This is a genomic window from Streptomyces sp. NPDC087906 (assembly GCF_055584925.1).
In genome coordinates this window covers 479985-496337 of the sequence record NZ_JBVJLC010000002.1, presented here as the reverse complement: position 1 = coordinate 496337, position 16353 = coordinate 479985, and the positions used below count along the sequence as shown (strand labels likewise).

Sequence of the window (16353 nt, the reverse complement as noted above, 5' to 3'; positions counted from 1 at the left end):
AGCGCTCTTACCGAAGGCGCCGGACGGCAACTCCGCGCGTCTACAAGGCGATACGGGCGCGCCACGGGTGCGGTACGGCGGCGGTACGGGGAGGTCGGGCGGACGTGCGGGAACCGGCGGGCGGGGCACCGGAGCGGCGGGCGCGGCGCCGCGAGCGGCTGCTGACGACCGCGACGGAGCTGTTCACCACCCGGGGCTACGCCGCCACCTCCATCGAACGGCTCTGCTCCACCACCCGGGTCTCCATCCGCGCCTTCTACGAGGAGTTCGAGAGCCGCGAGGCGCTGCTGATCGCCCTGCACGACTCGGTGGCCCAGGCCGGTCTGACGGCCGCGCTCGGCGCGCTCGCCGATCCGGCGGTCGAGGCGGCCGGTACCCACGACAGGATCGCCGCCCTCGCCCGCGCCTACGTCGCCGCCGTCACGGCCGACCCCGCCGCCACCAGGATCGCGTTCGTCGAGGTCATCGGGGTCGGCAGAGCGGTCGAGGAGCACCGGCTGCTGTGGCGCAGCCTCTGGACCGACTTCCTGACCGGCGAGGCCGAGCGGGCGGTCGTGCGCGGCGAGGCCGTCGCGCGCGACTACACCCTCGCCATGGTCGCCCTGATCGGAGCGATCAACGAACTCGTCGCCCACTGGGCCCGCAACCACACCTCGCTGTCCAGGGAACTGCTCGCCGACGAACTGATCCACCAGGCGCTCGCCACACTCGGCGCGGGCCCGCGGAGGGGGGAGTGACCGATGGCCGGACTCTGGCACGAGGTGCTGCGCACGATGTCCCAGCCGGGGGCCGCCCGCGACGACGACCTGCTCGCGCGGGCCGCCGCCGACATCGCCCTGCGCGACCACCCGCACCCGCCCGCCGACGCCGCTGTGGTGCTGGAGATCGCCCGCACCGAATTCGCCGCCGTCCTCACCCTCCGGCAGGCGCAGACCGCGCTGGACCTCGCCCGCGGAGCGCGCGCCGACACGACGCGCGAGCCCGGCTCCTGATCACCCCGGCACCGGGGGGTTGATCACGGGGGCTAGCCTGGCGCTCAATGAACCGTTTGACGACCTCATGGGGCGAGTTCGGCCTCACCCGATTCCCCGACCAGCCCCGCGAGACCCTGCGCGCGTGGGACTCGGCCGACGAGTACCTGCTCGAACACCTCGCGGGGGAGGGCGACACCGACACGGTGCCGACCGACCTGTCGGGCACCGTGGTCGTCGTGGGCGACCGGTGGGGTGCGCTGACCACCGCGCTCGCCGCGCACCGCCTCGACCAGCTCAGCGCGGGGCCGCTCGTCCAGATCACCGACTCGTACCTCACCCAGCAGTCGACCCGGGCCAATCTGCGGCGCGGCGGCGCCGCAGCCGACGCCGTACGGCTGCTGTCGGCGCGCGACACCCCGCCTGAGCGGATCGACGTCCTGCTGATCCGGGTCCCCAAGAGCCTCGCGTTCCTGGAGGACCAGCTCCACCGCCTCGCGCCCGCCGTCCACCAGGACACCGTCGTCGTCGCCACCGGACGGGTCACCGAGATCCACACCTCCACCCTCAAGCTCTTCGAGCAGATCCTCGGCCCGACCAGGACGTCGCTCGCCGTGCGCAAGGCGCGCCTGGTCTTCTGCGCACCCGCGGCCGACCGGCCGCGCACCCCGTCCCCCTGGCCGCACCGGTACGTGCTGCCCGAGGGGCTCGGCGCGGTGTCCGGCCGCACCGTCGTCAACCACGCGGGCATCTTCTGCGCCGAACGACTCGACATCGGCACGCGGTTCTTCCTGCGCAACCTGCCCCGGCGGCCGGGACCCGAGCATGTCGTCGACCTCGGCTGCGGCAACGGCGTGGTCGGTACGGCGGTGGCCCTGGCCAACCCCGAGGCCAGGGTGACCTTCATCGACGAGTCGTTCTCGGCCGTCGCGTCGGCCGAGGCGACCTTCCGCGAGAACACGCCGGCCGACGCCTCGGGCGCCCCGGCGGCGCCCGCCGCCTTCGTGCTCGGCGACGGCATGGCGGGCGTACCGGCCGGCACGGTCGATCTCGTACTCAACAACCCGCCGTTCCACAGCCATCAGGCGACCACCGACGCGGCGGCCTGGCGGATGTTCACCGGCTCCAAGGCGGCCCTGCGGCCCGGCGGCGAGCTGTGGGTCGTCGGCAACAGGCACCTCGGCTACCACGCCAAGCTCCGGCGGCTCTTCGGCAACTGCGAGGTCGTCACCAGCGACCCCAAATTCGTCATCCTGCGGACCGTCAAAAACTGATCGGCGCGCCGCCGTCCGGATCCCTGGACGTTCCTCCAGCCGATGTCGCATATGCGGCGGAGCATCCTACAAAGAATTGTAGATGCCAGCGAAATCGGCATATCTTGTCGCACATGCAGTCCTACACAATCGGTCAGGCGGCCCGGCTCCTCGGGGTGAGCCCCGACACCGCGCGCCGCTGGGCCGACGCCGGCCGGGTCGAGACGCACCGCGACGAGGGCGGCCGGCGGCTCATCGACGGCCGGGATCTCGCCGCGTTCTCCGTCGAGGTCGCCCAGCAGAGCGCCGGCGAGGAGGAAGCCTCGTACACCTCCGCGCGCAACGCGTTCCCCGGCATCGTCACCGCCGTCAAACTCGGTGATGTCGCCGCCCAGGTGGAGATCCAGGCGGGGCCGCACCGGCTGGTCTCCCTGCTCACCAGGGAAGCCGTGGAGGAACTCGGCCTGGAGGTAGGAATGCAGGCAACCGCGCGTGTGAAGTCCACCAGCGTGCACATCGACCGCACCTGAGCGGGGTCTTCGTGCAGACCCCCGGTACCACCACCCGTGGCGTCGCCGTCCCCGGCGCTCCTGGTCCTGTCCGCCCGAGCGCCCGTCCCCGGCGCGCGCCCCGTCAAGGAGTACCCACCCTCATGTCCACTTTCCTCACCCGCCGCCGCGCCGCCACCGCGATCGTCACCGCGGCGCTCCTGCTGCCGCTCGCCGCGTGCGGCGACAGCGACGACAACGCGAAGGGCGACGCCGGTTCCTCCGCATCGCCCTCCGCCGCGCCGTCCTCCGCCGCGCCGAAGGACGTCAGCCTGACCGTGCTGGCCGCCGCCTCGCTCACCGACGTGTTCAAGACGGCAGGCGCCGCCTACGAGAAGGAACACCCGGGCACCACGGTGAAGTTCTCCTTCGCCGGCTCGCAGGACCTCGCGGCCCAGGTCAAGCAGGGCGCGCCCGCCGACGCGCTCGTCACCGCCGACACCAAGACCATGGACGGCGTCAAGGCGGACACCGGTACCCCCACGGTCATCGCCAAGAACCGGCTGGTGATCGCCACGGCCAAGGGCAACCCCGACAAGATCGACAACCTGAAGGACCTGGCCGACCCCAAGCTGAAGGTGGTGCTCGCCGCGCCCGCCGTGCCGGTCGGCAACTACAGCAAGCAGGTGCTGGACGCCCAGCACATCGACGTGAAGCCGGTCTCCCAGGAGGCCGACGTCCGCGCCGTGCTGAGCAAGGTCGAACTCGGCGAGGCCGACGCGGGCATCGTCTACAAGACGGACGCCGCCATCGCGACCGGCAAGGTCGACGCCGTCAGCATCCCCGACGCGCAGAACGCCGTCGCCCAGTACCCGGCGGCCACCCTCAAGACGGCCAAGGACAGCGCGGCGGCCACCGCCTTCGTCGCCTGGCTCAGCAGCCCCGAGGCCCAGAAGATCCTCCAGGCGGCCGGGTTCCAGAAGCCGTAGCACCACCCCACCGCGCACCCGGGCTGTCCGGATCGGGGGACCGGACAGCCACGGGGACCGGACAGCCGCAGGGCGCGGACCGCGCCCTTCCCGGTCCGGCCCGATCCAGCCCGACATCTTCGGCCCCGATCCGGCCCGAAGCGGCCCGATCCGCACGAGAGGCCCTGGGGGCCGCCGATGAGACGCACCCGCACCGGCAGGACCGGCGCACCCGTGGCGCTGGCGCTGCCCGCGCTGCTCGCCGTCGCCTTCCTGCTGATGCCGCTGATCGGCATCCTCGCCCGCACCGAGTGGAGCGAACTCGGCGCGCATCTCAGCAGCCCGGACACCGTCGAGGCGCTGAAGCTCTCGCTGCTGGTCTCGTTCTGCGCCCTGGGCCTCGCCCTGCTGCTCGGCGTACCGCTGGCCTGGCTGCTGGCGCGGGTCGAGTTCCCCGGCAAGACCCTGGTCCGCTCGCTGGTACTGCTGCCGATGGTGCTGCCGCCCACCGTCGGCGGGGTCGCGCTGCTGCTCGGCTTCGGCCGCAGAGGGCTGCTCGGGCCCTGGCTGGAGGACACCTTCGGCATCGTGCTGCCGTTCAGCACGGCGGGCGCCGTGGTCGCCGCGACCTTCGTCGCGATGCCCTTCCTCATCATCAGCCTGGAAGGCACCCTGGCCGGTCTGCGGCCCGCCTACGAGGAGACGGCGGCCTCCCTGGGCGCTTCGCCGGTACGGGTCTTCCTGACCGTCACCCTCCCCATGGTCGCGCCGGGGCTGGCGGCGGGCGCCGCACTGACCTGGGCCCGTGCGCTCGGCGAGTTCGGCGCCACCATCACCTTCGCCGGCAATCTCCCCGGCACCACGCAGACCCTGCCGCTCCAGGTCTATCTGCTGCTCCAGTCGTCGCCCGAGGCGGCGACCTCCGTCTCGCTGCTGCTGCTCGCCATCGCCATGGCCGTCCTCATCGCGCTGCGCGGCCGCTGGACCGGCGGCGGCGCCGAGCGGGTACGGGGCGCCGCCCGGCCGCCGGACGACCCGGCGGCGCCCCTCGCCGACCCTCCCGTACGGAAGGAGACCGCCCCGCCCGCCGCCACCGGGCGCTGGCGGCTGCACGCCGAGGTCACGGGCTTCAACCAGCTCACCCTCGACGCCGACCCCGGCACCACCATCGCCGTCGTCGGACCCAACGGCGCGGGCAAGACCACCCTGCTGCGCGCGCTGCTCGGCCTCACCCCGCGCGCCCACGCCGACATCCGGCTCGGGGACCGCGACGTCACCTCCCTGCCGCCGCACCGGCGCGGCGTCGCCTGGGTCCCGCAGAACGGCGCGCTCTTCCCGCATCTGAGCGCGCTCGCCAACACCGCGTACGGCCTGCGGGCCCACGGCGTACGCCGCTCCGAGGCCCGCCGCACCGCGCAGGGCTGGCTGGACAGGCTCGGCGTCGGACAGCTCGCGGGCCGCAAGCCGCACCAGCTCTCCGGCGGCCAGGCACAGCGGGTCGCGCTGGCCCGCGCACTCGCCGCCCGGCCGCGGCTGCTGCTGCTCGACGAGCCGCTGGCAGCGCTCGACCAGACCACCCGCGCCCAGGTACGGCACACCCTGCGCGGCCATCTCGCGGACTTCGGCGGGGTCTGCCTCATCGTCACGCACGACCCGGTCGAGGCGCTCTCGCTGGCCGACCGGGTGCTCGTCCTGGACGAGGGGCGCGCCCTCCAGGACGCGCCGCCCACCGAGGTCACCCGCAGCCCGCGCTCCCCCTGGGTGGCCCGGATGCTCGGCCGCAACGCCTGGCCCGGCACGTACCGCCAGGACGGACTCGACCTGGCGGCCGGCGGCCGGCTGGTCGTCGCCGAACCGCTGCCCGCCGGCACGGCCGCGCTGGCGATCATCGCCCCGGAAGCCGTCGCCGTGCACCGGGAGCGCCCCACGGGCAGCCCGCGCAACGTATGGCCGGGTACGGTCCGGGAGATCACGGCCTCCGGCAGCCGGCTGCGGATCCTGATCACCTCGGGCGACGCACCCGACCTGGTCGCCGAGATCACCCCGGCCGCGGCCGCCGAACTGGGCCTGGCCGACGGCGTGTCCGTCTGGACGAGCGTCAAAGCCACCGAGGTCACCCTCGTCGCACTGTAGACAGATCGCCCGGCAGCCACATAGATGGGTGAACGAGCCGAGCGGCCGGTCGGCCGGTGAGGAGCGAGCGATGTTGCTGCGCCAGTTGGAGTACCTCGTCGCGCTCGCCAGGGAGCGGCACTTCGCGCGCGCCGCCGCCGCCTGCTTCGTCTCCCAGCCGTCCCTGTCGGCGGCGATCCGCAAACTCGAACACGAACTGGACGTGCCCATCGTGCGCAGGGGCCGCCGCTTCGAGGGGCTGACCCCCGAGGGCGAGCGGGTCCTGCTGTGGGCGCACCGGATCCTCGCCGAGCGCGACGCGCTGCGCCACGAACTGTCCGCGATGCGCGGCGGTTTGGCCGGCACCCTACGGCTCGGCGCGATACCCACGGCGCTCACCGTGGCCTCCCTGCTCACCACCCCGTTCTGCGAACGGCACCCGCAGGCGCGGGTGGTGATCGACTCGCTGTCGTCCCGCGACATCACCCACCGGCTCGCCGAGTTCGAACTCGACATCGCCCTCACCTACCTGGACGACGAAACCCTCGGCCAGGTGCGCAGGACCCCGCTGTACGAGGAGCGGTATCTGCTGCTCACGCCGCTGGACGGACCGCTGTCGGGGCAGCAGGTCGCGCGCTGGTCGCAGATCGCCAGCCTGCCGCTGTGCCTGCTGTCGCGGGAGATGCGCAACCGGCGCATCATGGACGAGTACTTCGCGGCCGACGGCGGATCCACCGTGGCACCCGCGATCGAGACCGACTCGGTGGCGGGCCTCTACGCCCATCTGGCCGCCGGGCGGTGGTCGAGTGTCATCTCACACGCCTGGCTGCACATGTTCGGCGTACCCGAAGGGATGCGGGTCATCCCGCTGGCCACCCCGGCGCACGGCCCGCGGGTGGGTCTGGTCATCGCCGACCGCAGCCCCGAACCCGTCCTGGCCCGAGGGCTGTTGGAGATCGCCAGGGAAGCCGGCGTACGGGAGGCGCTGGACCGGCTGCTCGACACCTATCTGCGCCCGGCGCTGCCCGGATAGCCGCAGCCTATCCGGGCATAGAAACTTTCGCTTTGCCATCCTCCCTGGTCAGGAGCAGTGTGGAAACAACTTTCCGCAGCAACGGATGAGGAGCCGCAGTCATGGCAAAGGTGCTGTGCGTGCTGTACGACGACCCGGTCGACGGATACCCGACCTCCTACGCCCGCGACGACATCCCCAAGATCGAGAGTTACGCGGGCGGCCAGAGCGCCCCGACACCGCAGGCCATCGACTTCACGCCGGGCCAGCTCCTCGGCAGCGTCTCCGGTGAACTGGGCCTGCGGACCTTTCTGGAGTCCCGCGGCCACACGCTCGTCGTCACGTCGGACAAGGACCGCGAGGGATCCGTCTTCGACCAGGAACTCGTCGACGCGGACGTGGTCATCTCCCAGCCGTTCTGGCCGGCCTATCTGACGGCCGAGCGCATCGCGACGGCGAAGAACCTCAAGCTCGCCGTCACCGCCGGGATCGGCTCCGACCATGTCGACCTGGACGCCGCCATCGGGGCGGGCGTCACCGTCGCCGAGGTCACGTACTGCAACAGCATCAGCGTCGCCGAGCACGTCGTGATGATGACCCTGTCGCTGGTCCGCAACTACCTCCCCTCGCACCAGTGGGTCCTCGACGGCGGCTGGAACATCGCCGACTGCGTCGCCCGCAGCTACGACCTGGAGGGCATGCACGTCGGGACCGTCGCGGCCGGCCGGATCGGGCTCGCCGTGCTGCGCAGGCTCGCGCCGTTCGACGTCAAGCTGCACTACACCGACCGGCACCGGCTGCCCGAGGAGACCGAGCGCGAACTCGGCCTGATCTGGCACGAGAGCACGCAGGACATGGTCCCGCACTGCGACGTGGTCACCATCAACGCACCGCTCCACCCGGAGACCGAGGGGCTGTTCGGCGACGAGCTGATCGCCTCGATGAAGCGCGGCGCCTACCTCATCAACACCGCCCGCGCGAAGATCGCCGACCGGGACGCCGTCGACCGCGCGCTGCGCAGCGGACAGCTCGCGGGGTACGCGGGCGACGTCTGGTACCCGCAGCCCGCCCCTGCCGACCACCCCTGGCGGACCATGCCGCACCACGGCATGACCCCGCACATCTCCGGCTCCTCGCTCTCGGCCCAGACCCGCTACGCGGCGGGCACCCGGGAGATCCTGGAGAACTTCTTCGACGGCACCCCGATCCGCGAGGAGTACCTGATCGTCGACAACGGCGGTCTCGCGGGTACGGGAGCGCACTCCTACTCGGTGTCGAAGAGCTGAGGCCGCAGAGCTGAGGCCGAAGGCCGACGCTGAAGAACTGACGCTCACTCGTCAGACCGGCGCCCCCCCGGCGCGACATCAGCCGCCCCGGCCGCACCCGCGGCCGGGGCGGCTGTCGGCGCGTCAACCGCCGTGTCGCACACTGGTGGTGTGTCCTCACTTCCGCACCAGGTCCAACTCGGCAGCCCTGTCGGCCACATGGTGGTGTGCGGCGACGACACGCTGGCCCACCGGCTGGCCGTCGAACTGCGTGACGTCTACGGCGAACAGGTCGTCCTGGTCGTACCGCCGCAGCGGGCAACCGGCGGCGAGCGGGCCCCGATCGGCAACCGGGGCAGGGCGTCCGCCTTCATCGGCCGGATGTCGGCGGCCGTCGGCCGTACGGGAGCCTCGCCCAACCCCTACGACAGCCTCGCCGGTGTGGTGGCGCCGCCGCGTGTCGTGGAGGCGGCCGACCTGGACGACACGGTCCTCAGGGACGCGGGGGTGGAGAGCGCGGACGCGCTCGCCGTCGTCCACGAGGACGACGAGACGAACATCAGGACCGCGCTCGCCGCCCGCCGGCTCAACCCCCGGCTGCGGCTGGTCATCCGGCTCTACAACCGCAAGCTCGGCCAGCACCTCGAAGCGCTGCTCGACCAGTCGGCCGCCGTCGCCTCGTCCGACGGTGACGCCGCGGCGCCCGACGCCTCCACCACCGTCCTCTCCGACGCCGACACGGCGGCCCCCGCGCTGGCCGCGACCGCCATCACCGGCACCAACAAGGTGATCAGGGCGGGCGGTCTGATGCTGCGCGCCGTCGACCGGCACCCGGGCCCGGGACAGCTCGCCGAGCCGGGGCTGTGCACCCTCGCCCTGCTCTCGGCGACGGCCGACGACCCGATCGGCGCCGAGACACCGGGCGGCAGCGGGCGCGGCGGGCCCCAGATGCTGCCCGACGACGCGAGCGCGGCAGCGGCGGTGGGGCGCGGCACGGTCGTCCTGGAGACCGTCTCGCAGACCGGCAACGACCCGGAAGGCGGCGCGGGCGGCCGGCTCGGCGGGTGGCTGACCGGCCTGTTCGGCGGTCGGGGCGCCCCGCTGGCCTCGCTGTTCTCCCGCCGGCTGCGCTGGTCCTTCGTGGGCATCGTCGCCGTCGTGCTCGCGCTGGCGGTCGCGCTCTCGCTGGTCACCGGAATGCGTCCGCTCAGCGCGCTGTACCTCACGCTGCTCGACCTGTTCGCCATCGACGACCCCGCGGTCGGCGACGCCACGGCCCGGCAGGTCCTGCAACTGCTCACCGGACTCGCGGGACTTCTGCTGCTGCCCGTCGTGACGGCGGCCGTCCTCGAAGCGCTCGGCACGTTCCGCAGCGCCTCCGCCCTGCGCAGGCCGCCGCGCGGGCTCTCCGGCCATGTCGTCCTGCTCGGCCTCGGCAAGATCGGCAGCCGCGTGCTGACGCAGTTGCGCGACCTCGGCATCCCCGTCGTGTGCGTCGAGGAGGACCCTGAGGCGCGCGGGGTGGCCCTCGCCCGCAGACTCCACGTACCGACCGTGCTCGGCGACGTGACCCAGGAAGGCGTGCTGGAGGCGGCCAAGATCTACCGCGCGCAGGCGTTGCTCGCCCTCACCAGCCGGGACACCACCAACCTCGAAGCCGCCCTGTACGCGCGCTCCGTCGCGCCCCGGCTGCCCGTTGTCCTGCGGCTGTACGACGACGACTTCGCGACCGCCGTCTACCGCACCCTGCGCGCCGCGCACCCCGAGGCGGTGACCCGCAGCCGCAGCGTCTCCTACCTGGCGGCGCCCGCCTTCGCCGTCGCCATGATGGGACGCCAGGTGCTCGGCGCCATTCCGGTGGAGCGCAAGGTGCTGCTGGTCGCGTCCGTCGACGTGGCCGGCCATCCGCGGCTCGAAGGACGCACCATCGGCGAGGTGTTCACGCCGGGCGCCTGGCGGATCATCGCCCTCGACACCGGCGACGGCGCGGGACGCACCCCGGACGGCGCCGCGCCGCCCGGCCAGGACGGGCAGCCCCGGCAGACGGGTCTGAGCTGGGACCTGCCGGCCGGCCGGGTGCTGCGGCCGGGGGAGCGGGTGGTGATAGCGGCGACCCGCAGGGGCCTCGCCGAACTGCTCGGCCGGCGCAGGACCGCCTCCCGGTCGCCCAGGTGATCCGGCCGGATAAGACCCCGGCCTCCCGTACGTCATCCAACTCCCCTAATCTCCTCCTCGGTTGACATGCCCCACACATGCGCACCTGGAGGAACAACGGACATGGCAAAGCTCCTTCGCACCACCGTCGCCGCAGGCGCCGTCGCGGTACTCGCCCTCGTCACCTCGCCGGCCCAGGCCGTTGACACCAACCAGCTCCCGTACTCCGCCACGACCGGCGTCGGCGTGCACAACTCGTACGACAAGGCCGCGTTCCCCTACTTCGCCGACGCGCTCGACTCCGGTGCGGGCATGCTCGAACTCGACGTGTGGACCAATGTGTTCGGCGCGTCCTGGCGGGTCTCGCACGAGAACCCGACCGGAAACAACAACAACTGCGCCAACGCCACCACCCCGGCGCAGTTGCGCACCAACAGCCAGAACCGCGACCTGGGCGGCTGCCTGGCCGACATCAGAACCTGGCACGACGCCCACCCCGGCCACCGTCCCGTCGTCCTCAAGATCGAGATGAAGGACGGCTTCCTGGGCACCGCGAGCCGCGGCCCCGTCCAGTTCGACACGCTGCTCAACGCCAAGCTCGGCGACGCGCTCTTCCGCCCGGCGGATCTGACGGGCAGTCACGCGAACCTGGACGAGGCGGTCCAGGCGGGCAACTGGCCCACCAGGTCCCAGCTCGCCGGCAAGTTCATCGTCGAACTCATCCCCGGCACGGTCGAGGAGAGCAACCCGTTCGACTCGTTCTGGACCGACAAGGAGTACGCCACCCACCTGCGCGACCTGAAGGCGGCCGGCACCCTCGCCCAGGCCACCGCCTTCCCCGCCGTGCACTCCGTCACCGCGGCCGGCGACCCGCGCACCCGGTACCCGGACACCACACTGCGGCCCTGGTTCGTCTTCTTCGACGGTGACGCCGCCGCCTTCGTCAACAACGGCATCGACCTCGCCTGGTACGACCAGCGCCACTACTTCGTGCTGATGACGGACGCCCAGAACGTCGCCCCCGCCATCGACGGCACCAACCCCACCGAGCAGCAGGCCCGCGACCGGCTCGCGCTGCTCGCCGCCGACCACGCCAGCCTGATCTCCGCCGACTGGCGTTCGCTGCCCGCCGTGCTCTCCTCCGTCGTCCCGCGCGGCCAGTAGACCGGAGCGGGCCGGGAAGCACACGACGGCCCGGGGCCGGGCACACCGCCCGCCCCGGGTCCTCCCGTCACACCGTCGGAGCGTGCGCCGCCAGCACCGCCTCCACGGTGTCCGCGTCCTCCGGACGCTTGTCCTCGCGGTACCGCACCACCCGGGCGAAGCGCAGCGTCACCCCCGCCGGATAGCGCGACGAGCGCTGCAGCCCGTCGTACGCGATCTCGACGACCAGCTCCGGCCGCACGGTCACGGTGAACCCGTCGTCGCGCACCGCCAGTTCCCCGAGCCGCTCCGTCTGCCACTGGAGCATCACGTCCGTCAGCCCCTTGAACGTCTTGCCGAGCATCGCGAACGTACCGTCGTCGCGCCGCGCGCCCAGATGCAGGTTCGAGAGCTTGCCCGTACGCCTGCCGTGCCCCCACTCGGCCGCCAGCACCACCAGGTCGAGCGTGTGCACCGGCTTCACCTTCAGCCAGCCCGTACCGCGCCTGCCCGCGCTGTACGGCGCGGCGAGGCTCTTGACCACCACCCCTTCATGCCCGCGCGCCAGCGTGTCCCGGGAGAACGCCTCACCCGCGGCGGCGTCCTCGCCCTCCGCCACGACGACGCGCCGCACCCGCATCGGCTCGGGCACCAGCGCGGCCAGCGCCTCCTGCCGCTCCGCGCAGGACAGCCCCAGCAGATCGGCGCCCCCGGCGGCCAGGATGTCGAAGAAGACCGGTGAGACCGGCAGCGCCTCGGCCGCCGACCGCACATCGGTACGCGACCCCACCCGCCCCGCGACCTCCTGGAACGGCCGCGGTCTGCCGTCGGCGCCGAGCGCGATGACCTCGCCGTCCAGCACGAACCGGTCCCCGTCCAGCGCCAGCGCCACCGCCGTCACCTCCGGCAGCCGGTCGGTGATGTCGTCGAGGGTGCGGGTGAAGATCCGCACCGTGTCCCCCTCGCGGTGCACCTGCACCCGGATACCGTCCAGCTTCTCCTCCACCGCGCACGCCCCGAGCCTGCCCACCGCCTCGGCCACGCTGCCCGCGCTCTGCGCCAGCATCGGCAGCACGGGACGGCCCACGGTCAGCCGGAACTCCGCCAGTACCTCGGGCCCCTCGGCGAGCAGCCGCTCGGCCACCGGCTGGAGCGAGCCCGCCAGCATCACCGCACGCCGTACCGCGTCGCCGTCGGCCTCCGACGCCACCGCAAGCGCCTCCACGGCGAGCGCGCCCAGCGCCCCCTGCCGCACCTCGCCCGAGATCAGCCCGACGAGGAAGCGCTGCTCCTCGGCGGTGGCGGCGGCCAGCAGCTCCTGGACGAGCCGCCTGCGCTCGCCCTGCGCCCCCGCGCCTTCCACGGCGGCGAGCGTGCTGAAGACCGTGTCCACCTCGTGCACGGTCAGGGTGGCCTCTTCGGCGGCGGGCGGCGGGTCCTTCAGGGCGTTCCAGCCCACCCCGATCCGCCCCTGCGGCAGCCGGCCCGCCAGATACGGGATGACGACGGGCACGTCCTCGGGACCGGCCGCCCGGAACAGGCCGGCCAGCAGGGAGATCTTGCGGGTGCGCCCCGATGTCTCGGCGACCTCACGGGACACACGGGCCAGTGGTGCCAGCAGCATGCAGCCATCCTGCAACGTCGGACGCCGCTCCGCCCGCCCGACGGCGGACCGGCCGGCCCGCCGCCCGGTGCGCGTACCCCACCGGCCACGCCGTAACCTGACCGGACCGTTGCCGTCCGGGGAGGTGGAGATGAACGCGCCCGCGCCGCCGCCCGACCCCGGCCTCTTCGGCCCCGGCTCCGTCACCTGGCAGCTCCACAGCGACCCGATGATGTGGATCGCCGGGGTGCGCGCCCTCTACCTCCAAGCGCTGCACCCGCGCGCCCTCGGCGGCATCACGCAGAACAGCGACTTCCGCGCCGACGCCTGGGGCCGGCTGCTCCGTACGGCCCAGTTCGTCGCCACCATCACCTACGGCACGGCCGAGTCCGCCGAGCGGGCCGGCGCCCGGGTCCGCCGGATCCACCGGCTGCTCAAGGCCACCGACCCGGCCACCGGCGAGAGCTACGGGATCGACGACCCCGAACTGCTGCTCTGGGTGCACTGCGCCGAGGCCGACTCCTACCTCCACGTGCTGCGCCGCTCGGGGCTGCCGATCGACGACGCCACCGCCGACCGGTACGTGGCCGAGCACCGCACCGGCGCCCGGCTCGTCGGCCTCGACCCGGCGCGGGTCCCCGGCACCACCGCCGAACTCGACGCGTACTTCGCCGCCGTCCTGCCGGAGCTGGCCTGCGGCCCCGACGCCCGCGAGGTGGACGACTTCCTGCGCCGCCCGCCCGTCCCCCTCCCGCTGCGGCCGCTGCGCGCGCTGCTGTGGCGTCAGGTCGCCGCGCTCGCCTACGCGTCGCTGCCGCCGTACGCCCACGACCTGTACGGCAGGCCGGCGCCCGCTGCGGGTAAGGTCACCCACCGGCTGACCGTCGCGGGAAGGCTGCTGCGCCTGCTGCCCTCCCGGCTGCGCTGGCAGTTGCCGCCGAAGCACATTCTCGGGGCAATGGCCAGACTCGGCCCTGACGCGCGGCCCGACCCGTACACACCTGGCCGGGGGGCCGCCATACTGGACGGGCCGGGGAGGGCGCAGCGAGACGGGGGCGACAGCACGCGATGGCGGACGACACCAGGCTGATCCAGGGCCGGTACCGACTGCTCGAACTCATCGGGCGCGGCGGGATGGGCGAGGTGTGGCTGGCCCGCGACGAATCGCTCGGCCGGCGCGTCGCTGTGAAGTGCCTCAAACCGCTCGGACCCGAGCAGGACCACTCCTTCACCCGGATCATGCGGGAGCGCTTCCGCCGGGAGGCCAGGGTCGCCGCCGGGCTCCAGCACCGCGGCGTCACGGTCGTCCACGACTTCGGCGAGTACGAAGGCGTCCTGTACCTCGTCATGGAACTGCTCGAAGGCCGCGACCTCGGCCAGATGCTCGCCGACAACGACCAGCGGCCGCTGCCGGTCGCCGACGTCGTCGACATCGCCGAGCAGGTCGCCGACGCCCTCGCCTACACCCACCGGCAGGGCATCGTGCACCGCGACCTGAAGCCCGCCAACATCATGCGGCTGCCCGACGGCGCGGTGAAGATATGCGACTTCGGCATAGCGCGCCTCGGCCATGACGTCGGCTTCAGCGCCAAACTCACCGGCACGGGCGTGGCCATGGGCACCCCGCACTACATGTCGCCCGAGCAGATCGGCGGCGGCAGCGTCGACCACCGCAGCGACCTCTACTCACTCGGCTGCGTCCTGTACGAACTCGCCACCGGCGCACCGCCGTTCGACCTCGGCGACGCCTGGTCCGTGCTGGTCGGCCACCGGGACACCGACCCCGAGCCGCCCCGCAACCACCGCCCCGACCTGCCCGCGTACTTCGACCGGATCGTCCTCGACCTGCTGGCCAAGGAGCCCGACGAGCGGCCGGCCGACGCGGGCGAGCTGCGCCGCCGCATCGGGGCGGCGCGCTCCACCGCCGGCCACGCCACCGCCGTCACCGACGACGGGCCGCCCCCCGCGGCCCGGCCGCCGCGCGACACACCGGTGCCCGTCGGCGCCAGGTCGCCGCAGGACCACCGGCTGCCCGCCTGGACCCGGGGCATGACGACAGGACACAAGGCGACCGGCACCACGCTGCTGCGCACCACCCCGCCCGACCAGCTCGTGCCCGACCCCACCGCGGCCCTGACCGGCGAGTGGACCAGCGCGCCCACCGGGGGAGACCTGTCGTCGGCGCAGCGCCCCACCCCGCCGCCGGAGCAGCTCGCCGCGCTCGCCGCCCGGCACGACGCCGGGCTGCGGCTCGGCCGGCTCGGCCGCTGGGAGGAGGCGGGCGAGACGCACCGCGCCGTCGCGGCCGAGCGCGCCCAGATCCTCGGCCCCGACCACCCCGACACGCTGGACAGCAGGTACGAGATCGGCTTCACCCTCAGCAAGACGGGCCGGGCCGCCGACGCGCTGCACGAGTTCGGCCAGGTCGCCGAGGGCCGCGCGCGCAGCCTCGGCCCCGACCACCCGGAGACCCTGGCCGCCCGCCAGGAGACCGCGTACGTACTCGGCCGGCTCAGCCGGCACTTCGAGGCGCACGAGGTGTACGCGGCGGTGCTCGCCTCCCGTGAGCGCACGATGGGCCCCGACCACCCGGACACCCTGCGCTGCCGGCACAACCTCGCCTTCAACCTCAGCAGGCTCGGCCGGATCGAGGACTCCTACCGGATGGCTCTGGAGGTCGCGGCAGCCCGCGCCCGGGTGCTGGGCGCCGACCATCCCGAGACGCTCGTCACCCGCTACGAGGTCGCGTACGCGCTGGGCAGGCTCGGCCGCTGGGCCGAGGCGCTGACCGGCTACCGCGAGGTCGCCGCGGCCCGCGCGCCGGCGCTCGGCCCCGACCACCGGGACACCCTCGCCACCCGCTACGAGATCGGCATCTGCCTGGGCAGGCTCGGCCGCAGCGAGGAGGCCCTGGAGCTGTACCGCGGCCTCGCCGCCGACCGGACCAGGATCCAGGGCCCCGCCGACCCGGAGACGCTGCGCGCCCGACACGGCCTCGGCGTCAACCTCGGCCGGCTGGCCCGCTGGGAGGAGGCGCTGGCCGAGTCGCGCGACGTGGCGGCGATCCGGGCCAGGGTGCTGGGCCAGGACCATCCCGACACGCTCGTCAGCCTGCGCGAGGTGGCCGTCGGCCTCGGCTGGCTCGGCCGCTGGACGGACGCGCTGACCGCCTACCGGCAGGTCGCCGACGGCAGGGCCAGGGTGCTGGGCGCCGACCACCCCGACACGCTGTCCAGCCGCAACGACGAGGCGCACTGCCTGGAGCAACTGGGCCGCACCGCGGAGGCGGTGGAGCTGTACCGGCAGGTGGCGGCGTTGCGGCGGCGCCACGACGACAGTTCCTGACGGAGCGTGTACCGGATCGTTACCGCAGGTGGACGCTCC

Annotated in this window: 13 protein-coding genes; 12 read left to right on the top strand and 1 reads right to left on the bottom strand. The window is 73.4% G+C overall.

Features of this window, described 5'->3' with window-relative positions; translation table 11 throughout:
* Positions 1-104 precede the first annotated feature (104 nt).
* From ACZ63I_RS07510 to ACZ63I_RS07465, 10 genes are all read left to right on the top strand, one after another.
* A complete protein-coding gene (locus ACZ63I_RS07510) occupies positions 105-737 on the top strand; it encodes a TetR/AcrR family transcriptional regulator (protein WP_469336315.1) in 633 nt (210 codons plus the stop codon).
* 3 nt (positions 738-740) lie between these two features.
* Positions 741-992: a hypothetical protein gene (locus ACZ63I_RS07505; protein WP_469336314.1), complete on the top strand. Its 252-nt coding sequence runs from the start codon at positions 741-743 to the stop codon at positions 990-992.
* A gap of 47 nt (positions 993-1039) precedes the next feature.
* Positions 1040-2245: a methyltransferase gene (locus tag ACZ63I_RS07500; protein ID WP_469336312.1), complete on the top strand. Its 1206-nt coding sequence runs from the start codon at positions 1040-1042 to the stop codon at positions 2243-2245.
* A 113-nt stretch (positions 2246-2358) separates the two neighbouring features.
* Positions 2359-2754, top strand: a complete 396-nt coding sequence (locus ACZ63I_RS07495; protein WP_469336311.1) for a TOBE domain-containing protein — start codon at positions 2359-2361, stop codon at positions 2752-2754.
* 122 nt (positions 2755-2876) lie between these two features.
* Positions 2877-3701, top strand: coding sequence for a molybdate ABC transporter substrate-binding protein (gene modA, locus ACZ63I_RS07490; protein ID WP_469336309.1), 825 nt, complete (start codon positions 2877-2879; stop codon positions 3699-3701).
* A gap of 177 nt (positions 3702-3878) precedes the next feature.
* Positions 3879-5813: an ABC transporter permease gene (locus ACZ63I_RS07485; protein ID WP_469336307.1), complete on the top strand. Its 1935-nt coding sequence runs from the start codon at positions 3879-3881 to the stop codon at positions 5811-5813.
* A gap of 70 nt (positions 5814-5883) precedes the next feature.
* Positions 5884-6825, top strand: coding sequence for a LysR family transcriptional regulator (locus tag ACZ63I_RS07480; RefSeq protein WP_469337033.1), 942 nt, complete (start codon positions 5884-5886; stop codon positions 6823-6825).
* Positions 6826-6926: 101 nt separating this feature from the next.
* Positions 6927-8090: an NAD-dependent formate dehydrogenase gene (locus tag ACZ63I_RS07475; RefSeq protein ID WP_469336305.1), complete on the top strand. Its 1164-nt coding sequence runs from the start codon at positions 6927-6929 to the stop codon at positions 8088-8090.
* Between the two features lie 198 nt (positions 8091-8288).
* On the top strand, positions 8289-10244 hold the full coding sequence (locus ACZ63I_RS07470) for a potassium channel family protein (protein ID WP_469337031.1): 1956 nt from the start codon (positions 8289-8291) through the stop codon (positions 10242-10244).
* Positions 10245-10346: 102 nt separating this feature from the next.
* The gene (locus ACZ63I_RS07465) at positions 10347-11387 is read left to right on the top strand and encodes a phosphatidylinositol-specific phospholipase C domain-containing protein (RefSeq protein ID WP_469336304.1); all 1041 of its coding nucleotides are present in this window, start codon (positions 10347-10349) and stop codon (positions 11385-11387) included.
* A gap of 67 nt (positions 11388-11454) precedes the next feature.
* Here ACZ63I_RS07465 and ACZ63I_RS07460 read toward each other — a convergent pair whose 3' ends face one another.
* Positions 11455-12990: an ATP-dependent DNA ligase gene (locus ACZ63I_RS07460; RefSeq protein ID WP_469336302.1), complete on the bottom strand. Its 1536-nt coding sequence runs from the start codon at positions 12988-12990 to the stop codon at positions 11455-11457.
* Positions 12991-13120: 130 nt separating this feature from the next.
* Between ACZ63I_RS07460 and ACZ63I_RS07455 the strand changes: the two genes are divergently transcribed.
* Together ACZ63I_RS07455 and ACZ63I_RS07450 are read left to right on the top strand one after the other, a co-directional pair.
* Entirely contained in the window at positions 13121-14059 is a 939-nt protein-coding gene (locus ACZ63I_RS07455; RefSeq protein WP_469336300.1) for an oxygenase MpaB family protein, read from the top strand.
* Entirely contained in the window at positions 14038-16314 is a 2277-nt protein-coding gene (locus tag ACZ63I_RS07450; RefSeq protein ID WP_469336298.1) for a serine/threonine-protein kinase, read from the top strand. The genes ACZ63I_RS07455 and ACZ63I_RS07450 overlap by 22 nt, the downstream gene beginning before the upstream one ends.
* Positions 16315-16353: the final 39 nt, after the last annotated feature.

Bases quoted from the DNA above. Each gene is read 5' to 3' on its own strand.
- ACZ63I_RS07485 (WP_469336307.1), top strand. From the start codon at position 3,879: ATGAGACGCACCCGCACCGGCAGGACCGGCGCACCCGTGGCGCTGGCG.
- ACZ63I_RS07470 (WP_469337031.1), top strand. From the start codon at position 8,289: ATGGTGGTGTGCGGCGACGACACGCTGGCCCACCGGCTGGCCGTCGAA.
- ACZ63I_RS07500 (WP_469336312.1), top strand. From the start codon at position 1,040: ATGAACCGTTTGACGACCTCATGGGGCGAGTTCGGCCTCACCCGATTC.
- ACZ63I_RS07465 (WP_469336304.1), top strand. From the start codon at position 10,347: ATGGCAAAGCTCCTTCGCACCACCGTCGCCGCAGGCGCCGTCGCGGTA.
- modA (WP_469336309.1), top strand. From the start codon at position 2,877: ATGTCCACTTTCCTCACCCGCCGCCGCGCCGCCACCGCGATCGTCACC.
- ACZ63I_RS07455 (WP_469336300.1), top strand. From the start codon at position 13,121: ATGAACGCGCCCGCGCCGCCGCCCGACCCCGGCCTCTTCGGCCCCGGC.
- ACZ63I_RS07505 (WP_469336314.1), top strand. From the start codon at position 741: ATGGCCGGACTCTGGCACGAGGTGCTGCGCACGATGTCCCAGCCGGGG.
- ACZ63I_RS07495 (WP_469336311.1), top strand. From the start codon at position 2,359: ATGCAGTCCTACACAATCGGTCAGGCGGCCCGGCTCCTCGGGGTGAGC.
- ACZ63I_RS07460 (WP_469336302.1), bottom strand. From the start codon at position 12,990: ATGCTGCTGGCACCACTGGCCCGTGTGTCCCGTGAGGTCGCCGAGACA.
- ACZ63I_RS07480 (WP_469337033.1), top strand. From the start codon at position 5,884: ATGTTGCTGCGCCAGTTGGAGTACCTCGTCGCGCTCGCCAGGGAGCGG.
- ACZ63I_RS07475 (WP_469336305.1), top strand. From the start codon at position 6,927: ATGGCAAAGGTGCTGTGCGTGCTGTACGACGACCCGGTCGACGGATAC.
- ACZ63I_RS07450 (WP_469336298.1), top strand. From the start codon at position 14,038: ATGGCGGACGACACCAGGCTGATCCAGGGCCGGTACCGACTGCTCGAA.